This is a genomic window from Arthrobacter sp. efr-133-TYG-120, from assembly GCF_030209785.1.
In the GTDB taxonomy this organism is placed as follows: Bacteria; Actinomycetota; Actinomycetes; order Actinomycetales; family Micrococcaceae; genus Arthrobacter.
In genome coordinates, this window is sequence record NZ_JARVRI010000036.1 from 202,144 (window position 1) to 225,076 (window position 22,933).

Below are 22,933 nucleotides of genomic sequence, written 5' to 3' on the forward strand. Positions count from 1 at the left end.
CTTCCGCCGCCGAAGCCCGGATCCGCCTGTCTCGATAGACTTGGGTAGTGCCTGTTTACCTGGACCATGCCGCCACCACGCCCCTTGCCGCCGTCGCCCTCACCGCCATGACCCGCGAGCTGGCACGGACCGGCAACCCGTCATCGTTGCACGCTTCCGGACGGCGTGCCCGGCGATCCGTCGAAGAAGCGCGGGAAGCTATTGCGGCTGCGGCCGGGGCGCATCCTTCCGAGCTCATCTTCACGTCCGGCGGCACCGAGGCAGACAATCTCGCCGTCAAGGGGATGTATTGGTCCCGCCACGACGAAGACGGCCGCCGCAAGCGGATCCTTTGCTCCGCCGTCGAGCATCACGCGGTGCAGGACACCGTCGAATGGCTGGAACGGCACGAAGGGGCCGAGGCTGTGTGGCTCCCCGTCGATTCCCAGGGCGTCGTGCGGCTGGACGCTGTACGGGCGGAGATCGAGCGTGATCCGGGATCGGTAGCCCTGGTCACCGTCATGTGGGCGAATAACGAGGTGGGCAGCATCCAGCCTGTCAAGGAGATCGCGGAAATCGCTGCCGCCCACGGCATCCCCGTGCACTCGGACGCAGTCCAGGCTTTCGGCTCGATTCCGCTGGGCTTCCGCGAATCCGGGCTCGCCGCGATGTCGGTCTCAAGCCACAAAATCGGCGGCCCCGTGGGCGTGGGTGCCCTGTTCCTGGGGCGGTCCACCAAGGTCACCCCTGTCCAGCACGGGGGAGGGCAGGAGCGCGACGTCCGCTCGGGAACGTTGGACACGGCGTCGATCGCGGCATTCGCCGCCGCAGCGGAGTCGGCGGCCCAAAACCTCGTGGCAGAGCGCGAGCGGATCAGCGCCTTGCGGGACCGGATCATCGACGGGGTCCGGGCCGCGATTCCCGAAGCAGTGCTGCGCGGCGCGCCCGGGGACGCCCGGCTGCCCGGCAACGCCCACTTCACGTTCCCGGGCTGTGAAGGCGATTCCCTGCTGTTCCTCCTGGACCTCGCGGGCATCGAATCATCCACCGGATCCGCCTGCACGGCAGGAGTCCCCAGGCCCTCGCACGTCCTGCTTGCCATGGGGTTGGACGAGGACACCGCCCGCGGGGCACAGCGGTTCAGCCTAGGGCACTCTTCGAACGACGCCGACGTCGACGCCCTCCTCAAGGCCCTGCCTGACGCGTATGCCCGGGCAAAGCTCGCCGGAATGGCCGGCCACGAGTCCAGCATCCAGACCGCAGGCACAGCGGCCCGCGGCCACGGTAGCGGCTCCGCCGGCGGTCCGGCCGGCCATCAGCTCGCCGGCAACAACTGATCCAGCGGAACGGCAGGATCAGCCAGGCGGTCCACATCCACCGGGATGCGCCCTGAAATGAGTGCCTTGACGGGCTTTTGTACCCGTTGCTGGTTGACGCTCATGCCCGCCACGACGGCGCCATCCCGTAGCCAGAACGCGAGGAAGGTGTTTTCCTCCAACGCGCCGCGGATGACGGGCACGGAACCTGCCGTGAGCGTGGGATATCCCCAGTACTCCATCGAGACGTCGAACTGGTCCGTATAGAAATACGGGACCACGTCCAGCATCGCGTCCTGTCCCAGCATCGCTTTGGCGGCGACCTTGCCGCCGTTGAGGGCGTTGGACCAGTGCTCGCTGCGGTGGTGCTCGCCCGTGAAGGGATGCAATGCATTGGCAACGTCTCCGGCTGCGAACACGTCCGGACTGCTGGTCCGGAGCGAAGCATCCACCACGATTCCGTTGCGGATCTCCAAGCCGGCTGCTTCGGCCAGGGCCGTATCTGGAACGACCCCGACCGCCATCACCACGAGGTCGGCAGGGAGGACCTCGCCGGAGTTCGTGACAACGGCGCTCGCCTTGCCCCCGACGCCGGTGATTTCCGCGGCGCTCGCGGGGAGCCGGAACTGCACGCCGTGCTTTTCGTGCAGGCTGCGGAAGAAGCCTCCCAGTTCGGGTCCGATGGCGACGCCGAGCGGGACGTCGTCCAGTCCCAGCAAGGTCACGGCGTTTCCGTAGCTGCTCGCGGCCGCGGCAAGCTCCATGCCGATCCAACCCGAGCCGATCATCACCACATTCCGGCCTCCTCCGGACAGTTCTTCCTTGAGCCTGCGGGAATCATTGAAGGTGCGGAACGTCATGACACCGGCAAGATCCGAACCGGGGAGCGGAATCCGGCGCGGCTGCGCCCCCGTGGCGATCAGGAGCTTGCTGAACGGAAGCCCAGTTCCTGATCGCAGATGCACCGTGTGGGCGGCAGGATCGGCAGCCGCGACCGCCTCGCCAAGGAGGAGTTCGACGTCGTTCTCCCCGTACCAGCCGGCCGCCAGCACCGGGACGGTATCCTCGCCGGCCTTGCCCAGGAGGAACTCCTTCGAGAGTGGAGGGCGCAAGTAGGGCTGTTCATTCTCGGCGCAGACCACGGTGATGCGGCCCTGGAATCCTTCGGAGCGCAGTGTCTTGGCAGCCGTGGCGCCGGCCAGTCCGCCGCCTGCAATCAGGATGTGTTCGGTGTCCATGGTGACTCGATTCGCGGGGCGTTGGCGGTTCGCATGCGCGGTCTGCGTGTGCGTCAACGCGCGCGCAGCCGCGATCTAAAACTGTTAGTTTTGACTTTAGAATCGTCCGGGATGCTGGTCAAGGCATTTTTGGGGCGGATTCCCGCGGGCGCTAGAATAGTTGGGCGCGCTTACTCACTTCAGCCGCAATTCTTCCCCCCCACCATCAACAGAAAGCCAGCATGCGAGTTCTTGCAGCCATGAGCGGCGGAGTCGACTCCGCTGTTGCCGCCGCCCGCGCCGTCGAGGCCGGGCACGACGTCGTCGGCGTCCACTTGGCGCTGTCCCGCATGCCCGGAACGTTGCGCACGGGCAGCCGCGGGTGCTGCACCATCGAAGACTCCCGCGACGCCTGGCGTGCCTGCGACGTGCTGGGGATTCCCTACTATGTCTGGGACTTCTCGGAGCGCTTCAAGGAAGACGTAGTCCAGGACTTCATCGATGAATACGCGGCCGGCCGCACTCCCAATCCCTGCATGCGCTGCAACGAGCGGATCAAGTTCGCCGCCCTGCTGGAGAAGGCCATCGCCCTGGGCTTCGACGCGGTCTGCACCGGCCACTACGCCAAGGTCATCCAGGACGCGGACGGCAACCCCGAACTCCACCGCGCCGCAGACTGGGCCAAGGACCAAAGCTACGTACTCGGCGTCCTGACCCACGAACAGCTCAAGCACTCCATGTTCCCGCTGGCGGAGACTCCCTCCAAGGCCGAGGTCCGCGCAGAGGCCGAACGCCGCGGCCTGTCCGTGGCGAACAAGCCGGACAGCCACGACATCTGCTTCATCCCGGACGGCGATACGGCCGGCTGGCTCGCCGAGAAGATCGAGATGACCACCGGCGACATCGTGGACGAGGCCGGAACCAAGGTAGGGGAGCACCCCGGAGCCAACGCCTTCACCGTAGGCCAGCGCCGCGGCCTCAAGCTGGGTACCCCGGCCGCTGACGGCAAGCCGCGCTTCGTGCTGGAAATCCGGCCCAAGGAAAACAAGGTGGTCGTCGGGCCCGAAGCCCTGTTGGCCATCGACGAGATCCGCGGGATCAAGGTGTCCTGGGCGGGCCTGCCCATCGCCGAGGTGGCTACCGGCGCCGAGTTCGATTGCTATGCGCAGGTGCGCGCCCACGGCGATCCGGTACCCGCGAAGGCCTCGGTCGAGCGGCATGTCGACGACGCCGGCATCGAGCGCGAGGGCCTCGTGGTGACCCTCGTCGATCCCCTCCGCGGAGTGGCCCCCGGTCAGACCATCGTGCTTTACCAAGGCACCCGTGTCCTCGGCCAGGCAACTATCGACGTCGCCCGGTCGCTTCAGCGCGCGGAACTCTAAGCCCGGCCGCGCTCCGCAGCGGGTGAATCCGGGTCCGCAAGACTGTTAGCGCTAACGGGTCTGTTTCATCAGCGTCCAGTGCGGCCTGCCGCTTTCCCCTAGCCGAGTATGCGCCAAAAGAAAAGTAAATTTTGTGTCTCAACTCACAAAATCAAACGTTTCACCAGAAAAGCTTCTGATTGAATCGTGGAGTCAGGAGTATGCGCTCCTAAGAAATTACCGACGGCGGTTCGCCGTATCCATCGAACAGAAAGTTCACTGATGGCATTGAACAAAAAAGCCTTGCGAAGCGCTATCGCGTTCGCGGGCATCTCCGTATTCGCTTTGACGGCCTGCACGGGCCCGGCGGGCGGCGGCGGTTCAGCTTCCTCAGCTGCCAGCGGTCCGATCGCTTATGGCACCACCGATAAGGTGACCGCACTCGATCCCGCAGGCTCGTACGACAACGGTTCCTTCATGGTGATGAACCAGGTCTATTCCTTCCTCCTCAACTCGAAGCCAGGAAGCGCCGACCCCGTTCCGGACCTGGCAGCGTCGGCGTCGTTCACGTCGCCCACCGAGTACACCGTCAAGCTGAAGCCCGGACTCAAGTGGGCCAATGGCCACACGCTGGACTCCACCGACGTCAAGTTTTCCTTCGACCGCCAGCTCAAGATCAACGACCCCGCTGGTCCGGCAAGCCTGCTCGAAAACCTGGACAGCGTCACCACCCCGGACGCCAACACGGCCGTTTTCAAGCTGAAGCTCGCCAACGACCAGACGTTCCCGCAGATCCTCAGCAGCCCGGCCGCGCCGATCGTGGACCACCAGGTCTTCCCGGCCGACAAGCTCCTTTCGGATGACGACATCATCAAGGCCAAGGCGTTCTACGGCCAGTACACGATCGACAGCTACAAGAAGAACGAGCTCATCAGCCTCAAGGCCTACCCTGACTACCAGGGTGTCCTGGGCAAGCCGGCCAACGACGCCGCAACGATCAAGTACTACGCCGAGCCGACCAACATGAAGCTGGACATCCAGCAGGGCAACATCGACGTTGCGAACCGAAGCCTCAGCGCCACCGACGTCGACGACCTCAAGAAGGACTCCAAGGTCAAGGTCAACGTTGGTCCCGGCGGCGAGATCCGCTACATCACGTTCAACTTCAACACCATGCCGTTCGGTGCCAAGGCAACCGGTGCCGACCCGGCCAAGGCACTTGCCGTGCGCCAGGCGATCGCCAACCTCGTTGACCGCCAGGCAATCGCCGACCAGGTCTACAAGGGCACCTACCTGCCGCTGTACTCCAACGTCCCCAGCGGTTTCCTGGGCGCCAACGAGTCGTTCAAGGATGCCTACGGCGACAACGGAAAGCCGAGCTTGGACAAAGCCAAGAAGGTTCTTTCCGATGCCGGGGTCAAGGACGTCGTCACGCTGAACCTCCAGTACAACCCGGACCACTACGGCAAGTCCTCGGGCGACGAGTACGCCATGATCAAGGACCAGCTCGAGAAGTCGGGCCTCTTCAAGGTGAACCTGCAGTCCACCGAATGGGTGACCTACAGCAAGGCCAGCCGCGCCGACGAGTACCCGCTCTTCCAGTTCGGTTGGTTCCCCGACTTCAGCGACCCCGACAACTACCTGACCCCGTTCTTCCCGAACGGTGGCTTCTTGAAGAACCACTTCAACGACCAGGCCGTGACCGACCTGATCAACAAGCAGCTGACCACCACGGACAAGTCGGCTCGCGAATCCACCATCAAGGACGCCCAGAACGCTCTGGCAAAGGACATTTCCACTTTGCCGCTGCTCCAGGGTGCCCAGGTTGCCATCTCGGCGAAGGGCGTGAACGGCGTCGACAAGACGCTTGACGCTTCCTTCAAGTTCCGACTGGGAACTATTTCAAAGTAAGCAGCCGGTAGGGGGAGGCGGGTGCCAACAGGTGCTTTGCCTCCCCTTATTGCTGATTGCCTCACATTTTGAGCAAAACCCCGCGCGATCCGCGGGCAATGAACTTTAGGTAGCAATGACAACACTTATAGAGGTGCCCGACGTCGAACCGGACGCGGTCGCTCCCAAGAGTAAATCAGCGGGCGGGGGTCTCGGCAGGTACATCGTGGTCAGGTTCTTCCTGATCATTCCCACGATCTTCATCCTCGTGACGCTGGTTTTCTTCCTCATGCGGGTCATCGGAGACCCCATCACCGCAGCCCAGGGCGGCCGGCTTCCCCCGGATGTCCTGGCGCAGCGAATCCACGACGCCGGTTACGACCGGCCGATCATCATCCAGTACTTCGAATACCTGGGCCAGTTGATCACCGGTAACTTCGGCACCACCATCACGGACCGGCGGCCCGTCGTCGAAATGCTGTCGACCTTCGGTGCAGCCACCCTTGAGCTCTCGATCAACGCCCTCATCGTGGCGCTCGCGGTCGGCATCCCGCTGGGCATGATTGCCGCGCAACGGCGCGACAAGGCGTCTGACGCTTTCCTTCGCTGCTTTGCCATCCTCTGCTACGCCACTCCGGTCTTCTTCTCCGGACTCCTGCTGAAGCTGACGTTCTCCGTTTGGCTCGGATGGCTCCCAGTGGCCGGTCGCGTATCCACCCGCACTGAGCTGACCATGGGCCAACTTGCCGCTCCCACCGGCATTTACTGGCTCGACGCCGTGCGCAGCGGCAATCTCACGGCACTCGGCGACGTCGTGTCCCACGCCGTTTTGCCCGCTATCGCGTTGGGCCTCCTGACCGCGGGTGTCTTCCTGCGACTCGTCCGGACCAACGTCATCGGGACCCTGGGCAAGGATTACGTCGAGGCCGGCCGTTCCCGCGGCGTCAGCGAGTTCCGACTCGTGACGAAGCACGCCTACAAGCCCGCGCTTATCCCCATCATCACCGTCATGGGCTTGCAGATCGCCCTGATGCTCGGCGGAGCCGTACTCACCGAGACCACCTTCGAATGGAAGGGCCTTGGCTACCAGCTGGTCCAATACCTGAACGCGAGGGACTTCGTAGCGGTCCAGGGCATCGTGGTGCTGCTGGCCGTCATCGTCGCATTTACCAACTTCGTCGTGGACGTCGTCGCCGCGCTGATCGACCCGCGAGTGAGGTACTGACATGAGCACCGCAACAATTTCAGGACGGAAGAAGTCCTTCCTGTCCGGACTTCCTGTCATCTCCCACGTCAAAAAGAGCGTCGGCCTCCAGCGGGGCATGCTCATCACCGGGCTTGTGCTGACCGGGCTCTTCCTTCTTTCGACCGTGCTCGCGCCGTTCATCGCGCCGTACGGATATTCCCAGCTGAGTGACGCAACAGGCTCGTTCCCCACCCAAGAGGCTCCCGGCGGCAAGCACCTGCTCGGCACCACAGTCGGCGGCTATGACGTCCTCTCCCGCGTCCTGTGGGGTTCACAGACCGCGGTGACCGTGATCGTCGTCGCCGTGGTGATGTCCATCTTCCTCGGCGTGGCGCTCGGCCTCCTCAGTGGTTACTTCGGTGGCTGGCTGGACCGGGTGCTGGTAGTCATCGCCGATGCCATTTATGCCTTTCCCTCCCTGCTCCTGGCGATCGTCATGTCGATCGTCATCAGCCGTGGCCAGTCGAGCTTCTGGGGCGGCATCCTCGCCTGTTCCTTCTCGATCACCGTGGTGTTCGTTCCGCAGTATTTCCGCGTGATCCGGGCCGAAACCATCCGGCTCAAGGCCGAGCCATTCGTGGAATCGGCCATGGTCCTGGGCGCGTCCAGCCTCCGGATCATCACCCGGCACATCTTCAAGAACGCCACCAGGACGCTTCCATTGATGTTCACCCTGAACGCCTCCGAAGCGATCCTGACCCTTGCGGGCCTTGGCTTCCTGGGCTTCGGCATTGAACCATCCTCGGCCGCCGAATGGGGCTTCGACCTCAACAAGGCCATGGCGGACGCGTCCTCCGGCATTTGGTGGACCGGCGTCTTCCCCGGTATCGCGATCGTCCTGACCGTGCTGGGGCTGACGTTGGTCGGCGAAAGCATCAACGACCTCAACGATCCCCGCCTACGCGGCCGGAAGCGTGCTGGAGGCAAGGCCTCCCGCTCCAAGGCCGCAGTTGGAACCGACGGCACGAACACAGGGGCCACCACCGCTCCTGAACCAGAAGCAGGTAAGGCATGACCACCAACATCGGCAACATTTCGGACCAGCCGCTGACATCCGGGCAGCCCGTCCTGGACATCGAACGGCTCAAAGTCACCTTTGCCACCGACAGCGGCGACGTCTACGCGGTCAAGGACGTCAGCCTTGAGGTCAAAGCCGGCGAAGTGCTGGCGATCGTAGGGGAGTCAGGTTCCGGCAAGACCGTCACGGCCAAGACCATTCTCGGCCTCCTCCCTGAAACGGCCATCAGCTCCGGGGCTGTGCTGATCAACGGCAACAACGTCATCAGCGTGAGCGCGTCCAAACTGCGCAAGATCCGTGGCCGCGACGTGGCCATGGTCTTCCAAGAACCGTCAACGGCCCTGAACCCGGTGTTCACGGTCGGATGGCAAATCGCCGAAGGCATCCGGGCACACGCCTCGGACGGACACCGCATCTCGGCCAAGGAGGCCAAGAAACGGGCCACCGAAGCCCTGCGGAAGGTGGGCATCCCCGATCCCGAAACCCGCGTCAACTACTATCCGCACCAGCTTTCCGGAGGCCAGAAGCAGCGCGTCGTCATCGCGGCCGCGCTTGCCTTGAACCCCGGCTTGATCGTGGCGGACGAACCGACGACGGCGCTGGATGTCACTGTCCAGGCCGAGATCCTTCAGTTGCTCCGGGACTTGCGGGACAAGTACGGCACCTCGATTGTGCTCATTACGCACAACATGGGCGTCGTGGCCGACCTGGCCGACCGCGTCGTGGTCATGTACCAAGGCGACGTCGTCGAAGAGGCCACCGCGAGGGTGCTTTTCGCCGAGCCGAAGCAGGACTACACCAAGAAGCTGCTGGCCGCTGTGCCGCACCTTGGCCGCAACTCAGCGTCCGAGGGGGCCACCGAACGGTTGCACCAGACCGGGAAGATCCTGGTCGAGGCCAAGAACCTCACTATCGAGTATCCGGGCCGCCTCGGCAAGCCAGGGTTCAAGGCCGTGGACAACGTCAGCTTCACGGTCTCCGAGAACGAGGTCTTCGGCCTGGTCGGCGAGTCCGGTTCGGGCAAGTCCACCATCGGTCGCGCCATCGCAGGCCTCAACAGGGCAACCGGCGGCAGCCTCAAGGTCCTTGGCTACGAAATGCTGGGATTCAAGGAGCACACGTTCAAGCCGCTGCGCAAGGACATCGGCTTCGTCTTCCAAGACCCGGCCGCCTCGTTCAACCCTCACCTGACCATCGGTGAGTGCGTCGCGGAACCGCTGCTGATCCATACCCACCCGAGCCCGGCCCAAGCACGCCTGCGCGTGGCGCAGTTGCTCGAATCGGTCCAATTGCCGGCGTCGTACGCTGAACGCTTTCCGCATGAGCTCTCGGGCGGGCAGCGCCAGCGCGCTTCGCTGGCGCGTTCGCTCGCGCTCAACCCGCGCCTCCTGATCGCCGATGAGCCCACCTCGGCCCTCGACGTTTCCGTGCAGGCAAAGGTCCTGGAACTGTTCAAGGACATCCAGGAAGAGTTCGGTTTTGCTGCGCTGTTCATCAGCCACGATCTCGCCGTGGTGGATATTCTCTCCCACTGGGTGGGCGTGTTGTACAAGGGCAAGCTCGTGGAGCAAGGGATCGGCAGCCAGATCATGGGCAATCCCCAGCACGACTACACCCGCAGGCTCATTGCCTCGCTGCCGGTGCCGGATCCTGACGAACAGGCCCGACGCCGGGAAGAGAACCGCGCGCTGCTGGGCATCTAGCCCTCCAGCCAAGCGGCGATCCGCAAGAACGGACATGCCCGCCCTTCTACACGAAGGGCGGGCATGACCCTTCTGCGCGGCTATTCGGACACGATGCTGATGTTGAAGAGCTTGTCCTTCGGTTGGCGCACGAAGATCCGGAGCCACAGCGGCATCCACATTTCAAGGCCACGGGCAACGTCGAGCCCGCCCAGGTCGTGGATGTGTTCCGGAAGCCAGCCGAACTCCCGCAGGAGCGCGACGACGGTGGTTTTCGCGTCGTCGTCGTTCCCCGCCACGAAGACGTCATGGGCACCATCGGCGAGCCTGAGCGGATCAACCATCAGGGGAGCAGTCAAGGTGTTGAGGGCCTTGACCACACGCGCCGCGGGGAAGGAGCGCTGGATGGTTTCGGCAATGCTGTCGGTATTGCAGACGGAGAGCGACGGCGGGAAGCCGGCGGAAAAATCCAGCGGGTTGGACACATCCACCAGGACCTTGCCCGCCAGGTTCGCAGCCCCGGCTTCGCTCAACGCCGCGAGCGAGACCATGCCCGGGGTTGCGTTGACCACGAGCTCGGCCATGGCTGCCGCCTGCGCGAAGGAACCGGAGCTTGCCCCCGGACCCGCCTGCGCCGCCCACTCCGTCCCCTTGGGATTGCCGGCTTCCCGGGAACCCATCATGACCTCGTGGCCTACCGCCACCAATTTGTCGGCCAGGGTATGCCCCACCATTCCGGTGCCAAGAACTGCGATTTTCATGCGTGCTCTCCTTATCATCGGCGCGGACATGCCCATTCTGCCCCTCAAGGGCCGGCCCGCACACCCTAGACTGGAGGAATGACCGAGCAGAACCACGCCCTCCCCGACGCCGACTCCTTCGATCCTTCCGCCAGCTCCCTCGCCGGCCGCGTGGACCAGGCCGTCATGGACGAGTTGCTCTCCATCCGCTCCAGCATCGACAACATCGATGCCACCCTCGTCTTCCTCCTCGCGGAGCGGTTCAAAGCCACCCAGAAAGTGGGAGTCCTGAAGGCGACGCACAAGCTTCCCGCCGGGGACCCGGGACGCGAGTCCGCCCAGATCGCGCGGCTCCGCCGGCTCGCCGAAGAAGCGCACCTCGATCCTGCCTTCGCGGAGAAGTTCCTGAATTTCATCATCAGTGAGGTCATCCGGCACCACGAGGCAATCGCCGAAGGCCACCAGGCTTCCATCGCGCAGGCCTGAACACGTGGCCGCCGAGACCGCGCAGAAAGCCGAAACCGCGCAGAACCAGGTCAGCGCCACGGCATTGGGTCCTTGGCCCGGAACGGATCCTGCTGAGGCAGCCCGGATCATCCGCGGCGAACTGGGCAGCCCGCACCTGCCGTTCCTGGCCGAGCTTCCGGATCGTGGCGTGGGCTCGGATGCCCTCGGCCGGACGGCATCGCTCCTGGTCGAGCTGGCCATCGATGTGCAGCCGCACGGCTGGCGCCTGGTTGACCGCCCGGGGAAAGACCTGCGGCGTGCGAAGTCCGCCCTTGCCACCGACATCAATATCCTGGCCGACGTTGCCGGCTCGGAAGAGTCCTCCGCCGACGAACTCAAGATTCAGCTGCGCGGCCCCTTGAGCCTAGCCGCGGGCCTTTACTTGCATAACGGGGAGCGTGCCCTTCTTGACTACGGCGCCCGCAGGGACATTGCGGAGTCCTTGGCCGCCGGTGTCGCCGAGCACGTATCCAAAGTCCGCGCTGCCGTGCCCGGCGCCGCGATCGTGGTCCAGCTCGACGAACCGGACATCTCCTCCGTGCTGGCCGGCACCATCCCGACGGCGAGTGGCTACCGCACCCTGCGTTCCATCCCGGGCGAGGAAGTCACGGGAGCCTGGCGGTTGGTGATCGACGCGCTGCGGGCCGCAGGAGTGGCCGAGACCGTGGTTTCCGTTCCGGAAATCGAAGCCCCGATCCAGCAGATCCTCTCCTCCGGAGCTGACGGCGTCGCGCTACCACTCAAGGCACTCACTACGCGTCAGTGGGAACAAATTGCCACTGCGGTGGAAGCGGGCAAACGCCTATGGGCCGGCGCCTTGCCCGTAGGGAATCCACGGGCAACCCTGCCACGCACCGCCGAGCTCGTGGACACCGTCTGGCAACCGTGGCGCCAACTCGGTCTGCCGGCGTCGAGCCTGGGTGCCGTGCGGGTCACGCCGTCGGACGGTCTGGCCGGATTCTCGCCGTCGGGGGCTAAAGAGGTTCTTAACCGCTTGACCCAGATTGCGGATGGGCTCAACCAGATCGCGCTCGGTTAGCCTGCCGTCCGGGCCCTTCTAGACGCGCCGTTCCCAACGGTCCGGCTCGGCGTAACGGGGGAGCCCGACGGCGGCAGTGGCGGAACGCTTGGCAACTGCACCATCGTTCGCGGGCAGCGAGGGCGCCAAACGGTAGTCGAAGGAGCCGGCATAGACCAGCACCAGTCCGACCTGCGGCTGCAGCACCTTCACCTGGATCCGATGCTTTCCTTCTGCCGCATCCCACCACTGCTCTGCGTAGGCTTTTGCGTCGAGGGAAGCCGGCAAGCTGAGCCTCAGCGGCCCCAGGAACAGGCGTGATGTACCCGAGACACCGCGAAGACGCCCTTCCGCGGTGACATCCAGGTCCAACGCCGTGGCCAGCCTGCGGTATCGGCCCAAATAGTCGACCAAGCGGGTGCCACCGTCGTGGGCGGCCTCCGCGACAGTGGTGTCATGGAACAAGCGGGTGTGCCCGGGAAAGAATATTTCACGCCGGGCCGTGAGGCTGGACCGTCCGAAGGGATCAAGATGCGCATGATTTTCGATGCGGAACGGGATGCGCTCGCCGTACTCGGGGAAGAAGGCCTCTTCGCCGGCAACCGTGGCAAGGAGTGGGCGGAGCCACTTCTGCCTGCAACCGACCACGTCGAACACGCCCTCGCCGATTCCGTAAGATCCGGAGCCCGGGGCCAGGGAAAAGTAGTCCTGGAGTTCGGGCTGCAATTGCCGGAACTTAGCGCCCAGCGCCAACTCGTAGATGGGTGTGCTCATGTGCTTTCCTCGGATTCCGGGTTGTTGATATCTGGACTGGGCGCCTGGCAAGGCTATAAGCGTCCCGCGGCCTTCAGCCGAATGTAGGCATCCGCCAGGAGCGGCGGCAGTTCCAACGGCTCGGCGTCGACTACCTCCGCCCCAAGCTGGCGCAATTGGGCGCTGACGGCCTCACGGTCCAGCAGGGCACGTTCGGCGGCGGAGGCTCGGAAGACCTGGCTCGCCGTCGTGCGTTCTTCCTTCATTCGGCCCAGCAAGGGGTCCCGCACCGATCCAAGCAGCACGACGTGCTGCCGTACGAGTTGCGCCACCAAAGGAATGAGTCCTTCTTCGGGTGCGCCGCTGTCGAGCGAGGTCAACAGGACCACAAGGGAACGGTGCGCCGAAATGGCCCGTACTTGCGCCGGGATCTGGGCCCAGTCCATCTCGATCAGTTCCGCCTCCAGCGGAGCCATGGCCTGGACCAAGGAGCCGAGCAGATTGCCTTTGGCCGCTGAATCGACGCGCCCGCGGACGCGCCTGTCGAAAGCGAAGAAGTCCACGCGGTCTCCGCCCCGCTCTGCCAGCACCGCAAGCAGGAGAGCCGCTTCCATCCCGGTGTCCAGGCGGGGCTCGTCGTCGATTCGGGCTGCTGCCGTGCGCGAGGTATCGAGCATGATGACGACGCGGCGGTCCCGTTCGGGTCGCCAGGTCCGGACGACGACGGCGGTGCGCCGGGCGGTTGCCCGCCAGTCGATGGAGCGCACGTCGTCGCCCCGGACGTAATCGCGGAGGGAATCGAATTCCGTGCCGGCCCCGCGGATCTGCACGGCCGCTTTGCCGTCGAGCTCCCGGAGTTTTCGCAGCTTGGACGGCAAATGCCGCTTGGAATGGAACGGCGGCAGAACGCGAAGACGGCCGGGAAGGGTCACGGTGCGTTGCCTGGCAGCCAGGCCGAGCGGGCCGAAGGAACGGAGCGTTACGTGCGGTGCCGACAGGTCCCCGCGCCGTGTTGGCTTCAGAGCCACCGACATCCGACGCCGCTCACCAGCAGGGATTTCAACACGCTGGACCGGGGCGACCGTCCCCGCGGAGGGTTGCCACGCGTCACGCACCACTCCGCGGAATCTACGCCGATTGCCGTTTTCCAGCGTCAGAACGGACTCCGTGTCCGCGTGCAGGGTGACATTCCCGGGATCCTTGCGTTGAAGGGCGATTTTGGCCGGGGACGCGGCCAGCAGGAGGTCGGACAACACCAACGCCAGCAGCAAGGCGGTGGCGAGAAGGACCGTACTCCACGCGGGAAACAGCAGCAAGGGGGCCAACGCGGCGAAAACGAGCAGCACAAAGCGGCCTGTGATCGCCATTCAGTACTGCCCGAAGTAGAGAGTCATGAGGCGAGGCCAATCAGCGCGGCACGGGAACGGACGCCAGGATGCTGCCAAGGACATCATCTACATGCACACCGTCCATTTGGGCTTCGGGTCGTAGTCCGACACGGTGCCTCAAACACGGCAACGAGAGCGCTTTGACGTCGTCGGGGGTGACGAAGTTGCGCCCGGACAACCATGCCCAGGCACGCGAGGTGTTCAGAAGCGCCGTCGCGCCGCGCGGGGAGACTCCCAGCTGGAACGACGGCGCTGCCCGCGTCGCCCGCACGACGTCCACGATGTAGCCGAGGATCTCGGGGGCCACGGTCACTTCGGCCACCGCGTCGCGGGCATTCTGGAGTTCGGCGACGCCCGCTACTGGCCTGACTCCCGCAGCCAGCAAATTGCGCGGATCAAATCCTTCCGAGTGCCTGCGGACCACTTCGATCTCTTCGGCACGTCCGGGCAGCGGCATGGAGAGCTTGAGCAGGAAGCGGTCCAGTTGCGCCTCGGGCAGGGGATAGGTGCCCTCGTACTCGACAGGGTTTTGGGTGGCGGCAACAATGAACGGCGACGGCAAAGGCCGGGAGAGTCCGTCCACGGATACCTGGCGCTCCTCCATGGCTTCCAGCAGCGACGCCTGGGTCTTGGGCGGCGTTCGGTTGATTTCGTCGGCCAGCATGATGTTGGTGAACACTGGTCCTTCGCGGAAGGTGAATTCCGAGGTGTGCGAGTCGTAGACGAGTGAGCCGGTGACGTCGCCCGGCATGAGGTCCGGAGTGAACTGGACGCGCTTCGTATCCAGGCTCAACGCGGCGGACAAGGCCCGTACCAGGAGGGTTTTGGCGACGCCCGGAACACCCTCAAGCAGTACGTGGCCACCGCACAGCAGCGCGATGAGCATGCCCGTCACCGTTGCATCCTGCCCGACCACGGCCTTGCCTACTTCGTGACGGACGTCCAGCAGGGCTTTGCGGGCAGGGTCGGACCGCCTAGCCGCCTGCGTTGGCTGCGCCTGCGACGCCGGGCCGCCCGGGTAGCCATAGCTGCCGTCGGTGTAGCTGTTTGCTTGATTGCTCATTGCGTGATTACTCATGGGGCTGTTGCCTCCTGCTCGAGTGTTTCGATGCTTTGTGCCCAGTGGACGAGTTCTGATTCGGTGCGTGGCCGGTGGTCCAGCAGGAGCATGCGCAACTCCTGTGCAGGCTGGTTGACCTTTCGGGACACGGCATCGAGGACGGCCTCCGCGCGGGCTTCGGGGCCGAGCCGGAAGTGCTTGGCAAGCCTGGTCAAAGTGCCGGCCCGGAGATTGTCGGCGGCCTGGCCGACAGCGCGGGAATCCTGATAGAGACGGGCACGGCCTTCGGCGGTCTCAACAGCCTTGACCACCACCGGCAGCGGCTCAAACACGAGCGGACCAAGCCGCCTGCCCCGCCACAGCACAGCGAGCAACGCGACCACCGCCAGCCACAATCCCAGGAAGCCAACCCACGGCGGCGCCAATTCCTCCAGCGTGGGCGGTGTGCCATTATTCGGTACGTCTCCAAGGCCTGGCAGATACCAGACGAGATCCGGCGTTGGCCCGAGGGTCCGAAGAGTCAGTGCGGCATTGCCCTCTACCTGCAGGAGATCGTTGCTGAGAACGGCCGTGCTGCCGAGAACCACCAGCCGACCGTCCGCACTGGCCGCGTACATGCCTCCGTCGGTGCTGCCAGGCCGGTAGCACGTCACATCGGCTCCCGTGTAAAGGAACGCGCCCTTGCCGGAGACACGCCCCGCAACAAGTGGATCCGTTTGCCCGCACCCTGCTTCCAACGTTGACGTCCCGTTGGGAACCACTCCGGCATGACGGATCTCGCGGCTCAGCCCCGTCAGGGTTCGGAAGCCGGGAGCGATGACCACCACGCGGTCGGCCGATTGCAGCAGGCTGTGCAACTGGGCGGAATCGAGATAGCCGTTGCGGTCATACAACAAGACGGTGGCGCGTGGTTTCCCGGCCAGCAGCGAGGTTGTCGTCGCGAATGAATCGGATTCCGTGACCGTGACTCCGTGCCGCCGGAGGATTTCGGCCGCAGCCATGGCGCCATCAGGAGCGGCATTGCGGGCGGAGAGGGGTGCCGTGTCCGTGTTCGTCGGGGACTGGAACACAGTGACAGATCCGAGTACCGCCACGATGGCCCCGATGATGATCCAGGCCATATGGCGGCGCAACCAACCCCGCAGTTGCGCGGACCACCGGACTGTTTGAGTGTCCGATGTCATCGCGGCACCGCCAAACCGTTGGCGGACTGCCCGGCGAAATCAGGTTTCATGGCCGATAGTCCGGTGTCCAGTGAGAGGACGGCTGCATGGTCGGAAGCGGTGGCGGTCGCCTTTCCGTATTTCACGCCATCGAAAATCCTGGCGGCTTCCTCAAGCCGCGAACTGGCGTCCCCGAACGCGCGCCCCAATTGGGCAGCCGCCTCGTCCGCGGTCCGGCCAGCCTGGACATCAATGACTGCCCGGTCCTCCGCAGAGCGAACCACGGCGCGGAACTGTTCGACGACGGCCGTTTGCCAGTCTTCACGGCTTGCCGCTGCAGATGCGCGGGCGCGGAACGTATCGGCATCAACCGTCGGCTCGCCGTCGAAAACCTTCGCCGACGCCTTCTTCCGCGCGTTGAGCCTCGGCCTGACGACCATCACGGCAACCACAATGAGGACCACGGCCAGGACGCCGATCAGCGGCACGCCGATATTTGCCCCACCCATGGAATCGCCGTTCAAGGAACGGAGCCAGTCGACGAACTGATTCCATACCTCGCCGATCCAACTTGGCTTGGCCGATGCATACTGCTGCCTGGACAGTTCTTCGGTCGCCCACCGCTGGGCCTCGCCGCGGTCCGGATCAACGGGAGGCTCGATGGCAGGGAGAAGAAGAGCAAGGGACGCGGAGACCGGGATCATCCTTGTGGGGTACCCTGGGCGGTGTTCGGCGGCCATGGATGCGCACCGACTTGACGTGCCCTGCGCCGGCCGGGAACGCCGTCGGGATCTTCCCCGGTCTCCAGAAGCCGCAGGAGTTCCACGTCCAGCCCGTCGCGTCGCATCCTCAGGTCCATGTAGATCAGGGCTGCTACGGAGGTTTGGAAAGCGAAGCCAACTGCGCTTACGAGGACCCCTACGACCAGCGAGGCCACGGCGAGGACAATCGCCGTCGTGGTCACTTGTGCGGCGCCGGCATGGGGGGCGAACACGGAGTTTATTCCACCGGAAGCCAAGCCCAGGGGAATCTGGATGACCGACCCGATGATAAATACCATGAAGGCCACCAGCAGCGTGATTCCGAAGATCCGCCACCAATTCCGGCGCGTCAGCGTCCACGAGCGCCGAAGACCGGCGAAGACGCCGAGTTCTTCTACGGTGATGGCGGCCGGGGCCACCAACAGTTTCGTATAGATCCAGAAAAATACGACGGCCGCGCCGAATACCAACGGGAAAAGCAAGAGCACCCCGGCCGGACCCAATCCGGCCAGGACGAGGACGGCCAGCAAGAACAGGACCAGGAAGAACAACAACGATCCAGCAAGGAGGAGGGCGGCAAGTCCTACCAAGGGCCAGATGCGCGAGCGGGCCAAGGACCACATTTGCTTGAACCCCGTGGGCCGGTTCAACGCGGACCTGGCGACGGGAATGGCCATAACCCCTTGAAGGACGGCTGTGAGCACCATAGTGAGCAAGGAAATCCCCATGATCCCGGCAGTGGCGCCAACGGCCGGGCCAAGATACCGCATCGCCTCGTCCTGGCTCGTGAATCCTCCTACGGGAGGTTCGACCATCCCGAGCATGCCCAGCGCGGCCACCTCGTTCAATGCGCCGGCAACGGCCTGGACAATGAGGGCGGAGCCGAACATGGTTTTGGCGTTCCGGCGGACGGTCTGGAAGGCACCGTCCATGATTTCACCGAAGAAGAGCGGCCGGAGGGGCACGATTCCGGGTTTCGGGGGAGCCACATAGCGGGGCTGGCCGTACGGCGGCGGACCGCCTGCCGGCCAGCGCGGATCGACCGGCGGGCCCCACGATTGCCCCGGATACTGCGGCACGCCCCATTGCGGTGGGGTGCCCCATTGCGGTTGGGTGCCCCATTGTGGCTGGGCGCCCGGTTGCGGCGCACCCCACTGTGGCTGGGCGCCCCACGGTGGCCGCGGTCCCTGTTCAGGCCGGTAACCCGGATCGGGCTGTGACACGTTTTCCTCCCCAAAAGATGCGTCCGCGGCAATGCACGGACCCCGAAAGGGGCCGTTCGCAACAGCCTATAGTTCCGCCGTCGCGCCTCATAGCCCATTTGCTTGCGGGCTGCAGCGCGCCATGCCGTGATCGGGCTCAACGGGACAAAGGCTTGGTCATAAGGGAATATATAACTATGAAGGCACGCATCCTGGTAGTAGACGACGACGAAGCGCTGGCCGAAATGATCGGCATCGTGCTGCGGAACGACGGCTTCGACCCGGTTTTTTGCGCGGACGGCGGACAAGCGCTGGAGGTGTTTCGTTCCTCCAAACCGGATCTGGTACTGCTTGACCTGATGCTGCCCGGATCGGACGGCATCGAAGTGTGCCGCCAGATCCGCGGGGAGTCGGACGTTCCCATCGTCATGCTCACCGCCAAATCGGACACCTCCGACGTCGTCCGCGGCCTTGAATCCGGTGCTGACGACTACGTGCCCAAGCCTTTCAAGCCAGCCGAGCTCGTGGCCCGGGTCCGCGCCCGGTTGCGTCCGGGCGACCAGAAAGCGCCCGAGACCCTGCGGATTGCCGACGTCACCATCGACGTCGCGGGCCACTTGGTGACGCGCGGCGGCGAGCGGATTTCGCTGACACCCCTGGAATTCGATCTGTTGGTCGCGTTGGCGCGCAAGCCCTGGCAGGTCTTCACCCGCGAACTGCTCCTTGAGCAGGTGTGGGGCTACCGCCACGCTGCCGACACCCGCCTGGTCAACGTCCATGTCCAGCGCCTGCGGTCCAAGATCGAGCGTGACCCGGAAGCTCCCGAAGTTGTATTGACGGTTCGTGGTGTCGGATATAAAGCAGGCGCCTGAGTCTTCCACCGGCGAGCCCGGCACCGACCAGGAGGCCCCGGAGGCCAAGGTCAAACACCCCGTTTCAGGACATCCTGTCCCGGAACACACGGACGCCCGGGCATTGAATCTCCCGTGGATCCTGGAGCGCACCCGCATTTGGACGCGCCGCGCCCTGATCCTGGCACTGCGTGTCTCCCGCCTCGTGGTGACCGGACTTCGCCACATCCGGCCAGGAATCCGGTACTTGTGGCGCGCCTTGCTGCGCCGTTGGCGCCGCTCCCTCGAATTCAGGACCGTCGCGGTGACAATCGTGCTGTCGATGGTGTCGTTTGCGGTGGTCGGCGCATATCTCTCGAACCAAATAGCGAACAACCTTTTCCAGGAGCGTTTGAAGCAAGCCGAGTCCGAAAGCCGCTACTACGTCAAGCAAGTCCAGGACACCTTTGACGGGTCACAGGCCAACGACCAATCAAGCGTCATCACACTTGTCTATGACACGCTCAAAGCGGTGGAAGGCAACGGCTCGGTCATCCAGAGGAGATACGTCTTCGAAGCGATGCCCGAACAAACCAAGCCGCGCAACCGCTGGGTGGAATCGCGGGCCTCGGATCAGTTGACGGTCCGCGTCATTCCTCCGGCCCTTCGCAAGTCTGTGCAGGAATCGGGCAAGGACCAGTACTGGGCTTCCACCGAGTTCCCCGTCGGCAACCAGGACCACCCCGGGATCGCGGTCGGGAACAAAGTCACCTTCAATGGCACGGTCTACGAGCTCTATCTCCTCTACGACCTGGATACCGCCCAACAAACTCTGGACGAAATCCAGAACGTGCTGTGGGCGGGCGGAGCCGCACTCATCCTCATGATCGGCGGTATTGCCTGGTACGTGACCAGGAACGTCGTGAGTCCGGTGAGCCATGCCGCGGTCGTCTCCGAGAAGCTGGCCGCAGGCCAGTTGCAGGAGCGGATGGTGGTCAAGGGCGAAGACGAGGTGGCCAGGCTGGGCGCCTCCTTCAACCACATGGCCGCGAGCCTGCAGGAGCAGATTACGCAGCTGGCCACGTTGTCCCAGATGCAGCAGCGGTTCGTTTCCGATGTTTCCCATGAACTGCGGACACCGCTCACGACCGTTCGCATGGCAGCCGAAGTGTTGTTCGATGCCCGCGATGACTTCGACCCCATCAACAAGCGTTCCGCCGAGCTGCTTTACAACCAGGTGGAGCGCTTCCAGTCGCTGCTTTCGGATCTGCTGGAGATTTCCCGCTTCGACGCAGGGGCCGCCGTGTTGGACTCCGAGCCGACGGACATCTTCCAAGTCGTTTCCCATGTCATCGACGGTGCCTCTCCCGTTGCCGCCGAATATGGCTCCGAAGTTCGCCTTACCTCGCGCCACAAGCGGATCATCGTGGAGATGGACGCCCGCAGGATCGACCGCATCCTGCGGAACCTGCTGCTCAACGCCGTCGAACACGGCGAGGGGAAACCGGTCCACGTTTCCGTTGCCGCCAACCAAGAGGCAGTCGCCATCTCTGTGCGTGACTTCGGCATAGGGATGACCCCGGCAGAAGCCGCGCGGGTCTTTGATCGTTTCTGGCGCGCCGATCCCGCGCGTGCGCGGACCACGGGTGGCAGCGGACTGGGACTCTCCATCGCCGCAGAGGACACCAAGCTCCACAACGGTTGGTTGCAAGCTTGGGGGCGCAAGGGATCCGGTTCCAACTTCCGGCTGACGCTGCCTCTCAAGAGGGGTGGCACCATCGTGAAATCACCGTTGCAGCTTGAACCGGCAGACATCCATTTGCCGGGCGCCGCTCCTGAGCGCCAGATGCTCGTATTGGATGCCGGCGATCCGCCACTCGAGCGCGGTTCCGCCGCGGACCCGGGGCTGGAAGACACGCCGGCGCCGCCACTACTGCCTCCCGTACTGCCCGCCGTACTGCCTCCGGCAGGACAGGACGACGACGGCAAAGCCGAAGGGGGAACGGCACCTTGAGTTCCCGACGCCCGTACCTCTCCCGACGCCCGTACGTGTTAAGGGCCGTGATCGCCGTTCTTGCTGTCCTCATGGTGGTCCTTAGTTCCTGCGCCCAGATCCCACGGTCTGGTCCGGTGGGAAAGAGCAAGGACGAAAGCGCGGGCAACCCGAACGCTCCTGTTTTCTTCCCGCCGCCGCCCCACCCCGGTGCCACTCCGGAGTCCATCATCGAAGACTTCTATGGTGCAGGCAGCGGTTACGAAGGCGACTACGCCGTGGCCAGGCAGTACCTCACGCAGGCGCTGTCCGTCAGCTGGAAGTCCGACAAGCGCACGCTCGTTTTCCGGAAGGCGACCGTCGTCAAGACCGGTGTGGAAAACGAATTCAAGTACCAGCTGGACCTCGCCTACGCGGTCGACGCCGACGGCGTTGCGACGCAGTTCCCCGAAGGAACCACTGAGACAATTCCGGTGACCCTGGAACAGGTCGACGGCGAATGGCGGATCTCGGCGGTCCCCGACGGCACCGCGATACCGGAAGAGACGTTCAAAGTCATCTACGCGGCCCAGCCCATCTATTTCTACGACCCGACCTTCACCTATGCGGTTCCGGACGTCCGGTGGTTCATCAAGAAGAACACCGTCAAGGCAATGACCAGCGCCTTGCTCGACGGTCCTGCGCCCTACCTCCAGGGTGCGGTTGTCAGTGCCTTTCCCTCCGGCATGAAGCTGGCCCGGGAGTCGGTCCCGGTGGTGTCGGGAGCCGCCCAAGTGGACCTTTCCGCCAAGGAACTCGTGGATGCGTCTGCCGAGGACCGGCAGCGGATGCAAAACCAGCTGACCCTGACTTTCCGTAGCCAGCCGGACGTGGTCAATGTTCAGTTGCGTGCCGACCAGGATCTGGTCCGCGTGGAGGACAACGGCTCGGTCCTGCCGCCCGTGCTTGAGAAGAATGCTCCCGCGCGCCAAATCGCCGTCAGTAACAACGAACTCGTCCGCTACGAGAACAACAGGGTCTCGGCCCTCCCGGACATGCAGCCGGTGGCCGGACTGAACCCTAGCGCTCCCGCCGAGTCCCCGACGTCCCAGGCCGTGGCCTTCCTCAACAGTGCCGGAACCAGCCTGTATTCGATGATTCCCGGCCTACCCGCCCGTCAACTGACAACCAGGACAACCCTGAGCCATCCGTCCTTCAGCCCGCAGGACTGGGTCTGGACGGCAGGTCCAGGAGCCAACGGTGCCACCGAGGTGGTGGCGTTCAAACCGTCCAACGTTCCTCTTGGACAGCCCGTCCCCACGGTGACGATGGCGCCGGCATGGTTGGCAGGGCGCGTCGTGAGGGACTTCCGGATATCCCGCGAAGGGACGCGCGCACTGGTGATCTCCGAGATGAACGGGAAATCATCGGTGCAGGTGACCGGAATTGTCCGCAATCCTGACGGCACCCCCAAAGACCTGACTGCACCCATAACCTTGTTCTCTTCCGCCCCTGTTGATCAAGGGGTCTGGGTCAATTCCACGACAGTCGCGGTGATGAAAGCTTCGTCAACGGAGAACGTGGTTCCCGAGCTGTTGTCCTTGACATCGAGCCAGCCGCAGCTGTTGCCGGCATGGCCAAACCTGACGACTATCAGCGCGGGCAACGGACCCGAGCAGATTTTCGGACAGTCGGGCGCAGGCGTGTTCCAACGGGTGGGCAACGGCTGGGAATTGCAACTCAAGGGTCCGGTAGACCCCTCCTTCCCGGGCTAGTCCCCACCGCCTCCCTAACCTCGCTTCGCTCGGCCAGGGAACCCTGGCGGCGTGG

At 64.4% G+C, this 22,933-nt stretch carries 19 protein-coding genes; 11 read left to right on the forward strand and 8 right to left on the reverse strand.

What is annotated here, in order from left to right; all coding sequences use genetic code 11:
- The first annotated feature begins 47 nt into the window (after positions 1-47).
- Positions 48-1,316: a cysteine desulfurase family protein gene (locus tag QRN51_RS19695; RefSeq protein ID WP_284991543.1), complete on the forward strand. Its 1,269-nt coding sequence runs from the start codon at positions 48-50 to the stop codon at positions 1,314-1,316.
- Here the strand turns inward: QRN51_RS19695 and QRN51_RS19700 are convergent.
- A complete protein-coding gene (locus QRN51_RS19700) occupies positions 1,295-2,533 on the reverse strand; it encodes an NAD(P)/FAD-dependent oxidoreductase (protein ID WP_284991544.1) in 1,239 nt (412 codons plus the stop codon). The two genes, QRN51_RS19695 and QRN51_RS19700, sit on opposite strands and share 22 nt — an antisense overlap.
- A 239-nt stretch (positions 2,534-2,772) precedes the next feature.
- Between QRN51_RS19700 and mnmA the strand changes: the two genes are divergently transcribed.
- The 5 genes from mnmA to QRN51_RS19725 all read left to right on the forward strand — a co-directional run bounded on the left by mnmA (position 2,773) and on the right by QRN51_RS19725 (position 9,730).
- Complete coding sequence (gene mnmA, locus QRN51_RS19705) at positions 2,773-3,894, forward strand: tRNA 2-thiouridine(34) synthase MnmA (protein ID WP_370872699.1); 1,122 nt, start codon at positions 2,773-2,775, stop codon at positions 3,892-3,894.
- A gap of 261 nt (positions 3,895-4,155) precedes the next feature.
- Positions 4,156-5,784: an ABC transporter substrate-binding protein gene (locus tag QRN51_RS19710; protein WP_059387532.1), complete on the forward strand. Its 1,629-nt coding sequence runs from the start codon at positions 4,156-4,158 to the stop codon at positions 5,782-5,784.
- Between the two features lie 115 nt (positions 5,785-5,899).
- Positions 5,900-6,988 carry an ABC transporter permease gene (locus tag QRN51_RS19715; protein WP_284991546.1) on the forward strand — a complete coding sequence of 363 codons (1,089 nt, stop codon included), beginning with the start codon at positions 5,900-5,902 and terminating at the stop codon, positions 6,986-6,988.
- Between the two features lies 1 nt (position 6,989).
- The gene (locus QRN51_RS19720; protein ID WP_284991547.1) at positions 6,990-8,024 is read left to right on the forward strand and encodes an ABC transporter permease; all 1,035 of its coding nucleotides are present in this window, start codon (positions 6,990-6,992) and stop codon (positions 8,022-8,024) included.
- Entirely contained in the window at positions 8,021-9,730 is a 1,710-nt protein-coding gene (locus QRN51_RS19725; protein ID WP_284991548.1) for an ABC transporter ATP-binding protein, read from the forward strand. Before QRN51_RS19720 ends, QRN51_RS19725 begins: the two co-directional genes overlap by 4 nt.
- An 80-nt stretch (positions 9,731-9,810) precedes the next feature.
- Here QRN51_RS19725 and QRN51_RS19730 read toward each other — a convergent pair whose 3' ends face one another.
- Positions 9,811-10,470: an NADPH-dependent F420 reductase gene (locus tag QRN51_RS19730; RefSeq protein WP_332601934.1), complete on the reverse strand. Its 660-nt coding sequence runs from the start codon at positions 10,468-10,470 to the stop codon at positions 9,811-9,813.
- 78 nt (positions 10,471-10,548) lie between these two features.
- Here QRN51_RS19730 and QRN51_RS19735 point away from each other — a divergent pair, with 78 nt between their 5' ends.
- Together QRN51_RS19735 and QRN51_RS19740 are read left to right on the forward strand one after the other, a co-directional pair.
- A complete protein-coding gene (locus tag QRN51_RS19735) occupies positions 10,549-10,935 on the forward strand; it encodes a chorismate mutase (protein ID WP_059387536.1) in 387 nt (128 codons plus the stop codon).
- A 4-nt stretch (positions 10,936-10,939) separates the two neighbouring features.
- Positions 10,940-11,995 (forward strand): uroporphyrinogen decarboxylase/cobalamine-independent methonine synthase family protein, encoded by a 1,056-nt coding sequence (locus QRN51_RS19740; protein WP_284991549.1) that lies wholly within the window; start codon positions 10,940-10,942, stop codon positions 11,993-11,995.
- 18 nt (positions 11,996-12,013) lie between these two features.
- On the opposite strand, the gene QRN51_RS19745 is transcribed toward QRN51_RS19740, so the two are convergent.
- Genes QRN51_RS19745 through QRN51_RS19770 form a run of 6 tightly spaced genes read right to left on the reverse strand, consistent with a single transcriptional unit; the run spans position 12,014 to position 18,322 of the window.
- Entirely contained in the window at positions 12,014-12,748 is a 735-nt protein-coding gene (locus tag QRN51_RS19745) for a DUF4166 domain-containing protein (protein WP_284991550.1), read from the reverse strand.
- A 53-nt stretch (positions 12,749-12,801) separates the two neighbouring features.
- Positions 12,802-14,094 carry a DUF58 domain-containing protein gene (locus QRN51_RS19750; protein WP_284991551.1) on the reverse strand — a complete coding sequence of 431 codons (1,293 nt, stop codon included), beginning with the start codon at positions 14,092-14,094 and terminating at the stop codon, positions 12,802-12,804.
- A gap of 40 nt (positions 14,095-14,134) precedes the next feature.
- Positions 14,135-15,178, reverse strand: coding sequence for an AAA family ATPase (locus QRN51_RS19755; protein ID WP_284991552.1), 1,044 nt, complete (start codon positions 15,176-15,178; stop codon positions 14,135-14,137).
- Positions 15,179-15,189: 11 nt separating this feature from the next.
- Entirely contained in the window at positions 15,190-16,296 is a 1,107-nt protein-coding gene (locus QRN51_RS19760; RefSeq protein WP_284991553.1) for a DUF4350 domain-containing protein, read from the reverse strand.
- A 59-nt stretch (positions 16,297-16,355) separates the two neighbouring features.
- The gene (locus QRN51_RS19765) at positions 16,356-17,042 is read right to left on the reverse strand and encodes a DUF4129 domain-containing protein (RefSeq protein ID WP_284991554.1); all 687 of its coding nucleotides are present in this window, start codon (positions 17,040-17,042) and stop codon (positions 16,356-16,358) included.
- Positions 17,039-18,322: a DUF7847 domain-containing protein gene (locus QRN51_RS19770; RefSeq protein ID WP_284991555.1), complete on the reverse strand. Its 1,284-nt coding sequence runs from the start codon at positions 18,320-18,322 to the stop codon at positions 17,039-17,041. Before QRN51_RS19770 ends, QRN51_RS19765 begins: the two co-directional genes overlap by 4 nt.
- Positions 18,323-18,498: 176 nt before the next feature.
- Between QRN51_RS19770 and mtrA the strand changes: the two genes are divergently transcribed.
- The 3 genes from mtrA to QRN51_RS19785 are packed head-to-tail and all read left to right on the forward strand — an operon-like array spanning position 18,499 to position 22,878.
- Positions 18,499-19,173: an MtrAB system response regulator MtrA gene (mtrA, locus tag QRN51_RS19775; RefSeq protein ID WP_059387541.1), complete on the forward strand. Its 675-nt coding sequence runs from the start codon at positions 18,499-18,501 to the stop codon at positions 19,171-19,173.
- On the forward strand, positions 19,145-21,145 hold the full coding sequence (gene mtrB, locus QRN51_RS19780; RefSeq protein ID WP_284991556.1) for an MtrAB system histidine kinase MtrB: 2,001 nt from the start codon (positions 19,145-19,147) through the stop codon (positions 21,143-21,145). Before mtrA ends, mtrB begins: the two co-directional genes overlap by 29 nt.
- Positions 21,142-22,878 (forward strand): LpqB family beta-propeller domain-containing protein, encoded by a 1,737-nt coding sequence (locus QRN51_RS19785; protein ID WP_370872694.1) that lies wholly within the window; start codon positions 21,142-21,144, stop codon positions 22,876-22,878. Before mtrB ends, QRN51_RS19785 begins: the two co-directional genes overlap by 4 nt.
- Positions 22,879-22,933 lie beyond the last annotated feature (55 nt).

Excerpts from the sequence above, each read along its gene's own strand:
- QRN51_RS19700 (WP_284991544.1), bottom strand. The coding sequence starts at position 2,533 with ATGGACACCGAACACATCCTGATTGCAGGCGGCGGACTGGCCGGCGCC.
- mnmA (WP_370872699.1), top strand. The coding sequence starts at position 2,773 with ATGAGCGGCGGAGTCGACTCCGCTGTTGCCGCCGCCCGCGCCGTCGAG.
- QRN51_RS19710 (WP_059387532.1), top strand. The coding sequence starts at position 4,156 with ATGGCATTGAACAAAAAAGCCTTGCGAAGCGCTATCGCGTTCGCGGGC.
- QRN51_RS19715 (WP_284991546.1), top strand. The coding sequence starts at position 5,900 with ATGACAACACTTATAGAGGTGCCCGACGTCGAACCGGACGCGGTCGCT.
- QRN51_RS19720 (WP_284991547.1), top strand. The coding sequence starts at position 6,990 with ATGAGCACCGCAACAATTTCAGGACGGAAGAAGTCCTTCCTGTCCGGA.
- QRN51_RS19725 (WP_284991548.1), top strand. The coding sequence starts at position 8,021 with ATGACCACCAACATCGGCAACATTTCGGACCAGCCGCTGACATCCGGG.
- QRN51_RS19730 (WP_332601934.1), bottom strand. The coding sequence starts at position 10,470 with ATGAAAATCGCAGTTCTTGGCACCGGAATGGTGGGGCATACCCTGGCC.
- QRN51_RS19735 (WP_059387536.1), top strand. The coding sequence starts at position 10,549 with ATGACCGAGCAGAACCACGCCCTCCCCGACGCCGACTCCTTCGATCCT.
- QRN51_RS19745 (WP_284991550.1), bottom strand. The coding sequence starts at position 12,748 with ATGAGCACACCCATCTACGAGTTGGCGCTGGGCGCTAAGTTCCGGCAA.
- QRN51_RS19750 (WP_284991551.1), bottom strand. The coding sequence starts at position 14,094 with ATGGCGATCACAGGCCGCTTTGTGCTGCTCGTTTTCGCCGCGTTGGCC.
- QRN51_RS19755 (WP_284991552.1), bottom strand. The coding sequence starts at position 15,178 with ATGAGCAATCAAGCAAACAGCTACACCGACGGCAGCTATGGCTACCCG.
- QRN51_RS19760 (WP_284991553.1), bottom strand. The coding sequence starts at position 16,296 with ATGGCCTGGATCATCATCGGGGCCATCGTGGCGGTACTCGGATCTGTC.
- QRN51_RS19765 (WP_284991554.1), bottom strand. The coding sequence starts at position 17,042 with ATGATCCCGGTCTCCGCGTCCCTTGCTCTTCTTCTCCCTGCCATCGAG.
- mtrA (WP_059387541.1), top strand. The coding sequence starts at position 18,499 with ATGAAGGCACGCATCCTGGTAGTAGACGACGACGAAGCGCTGGCCGAA.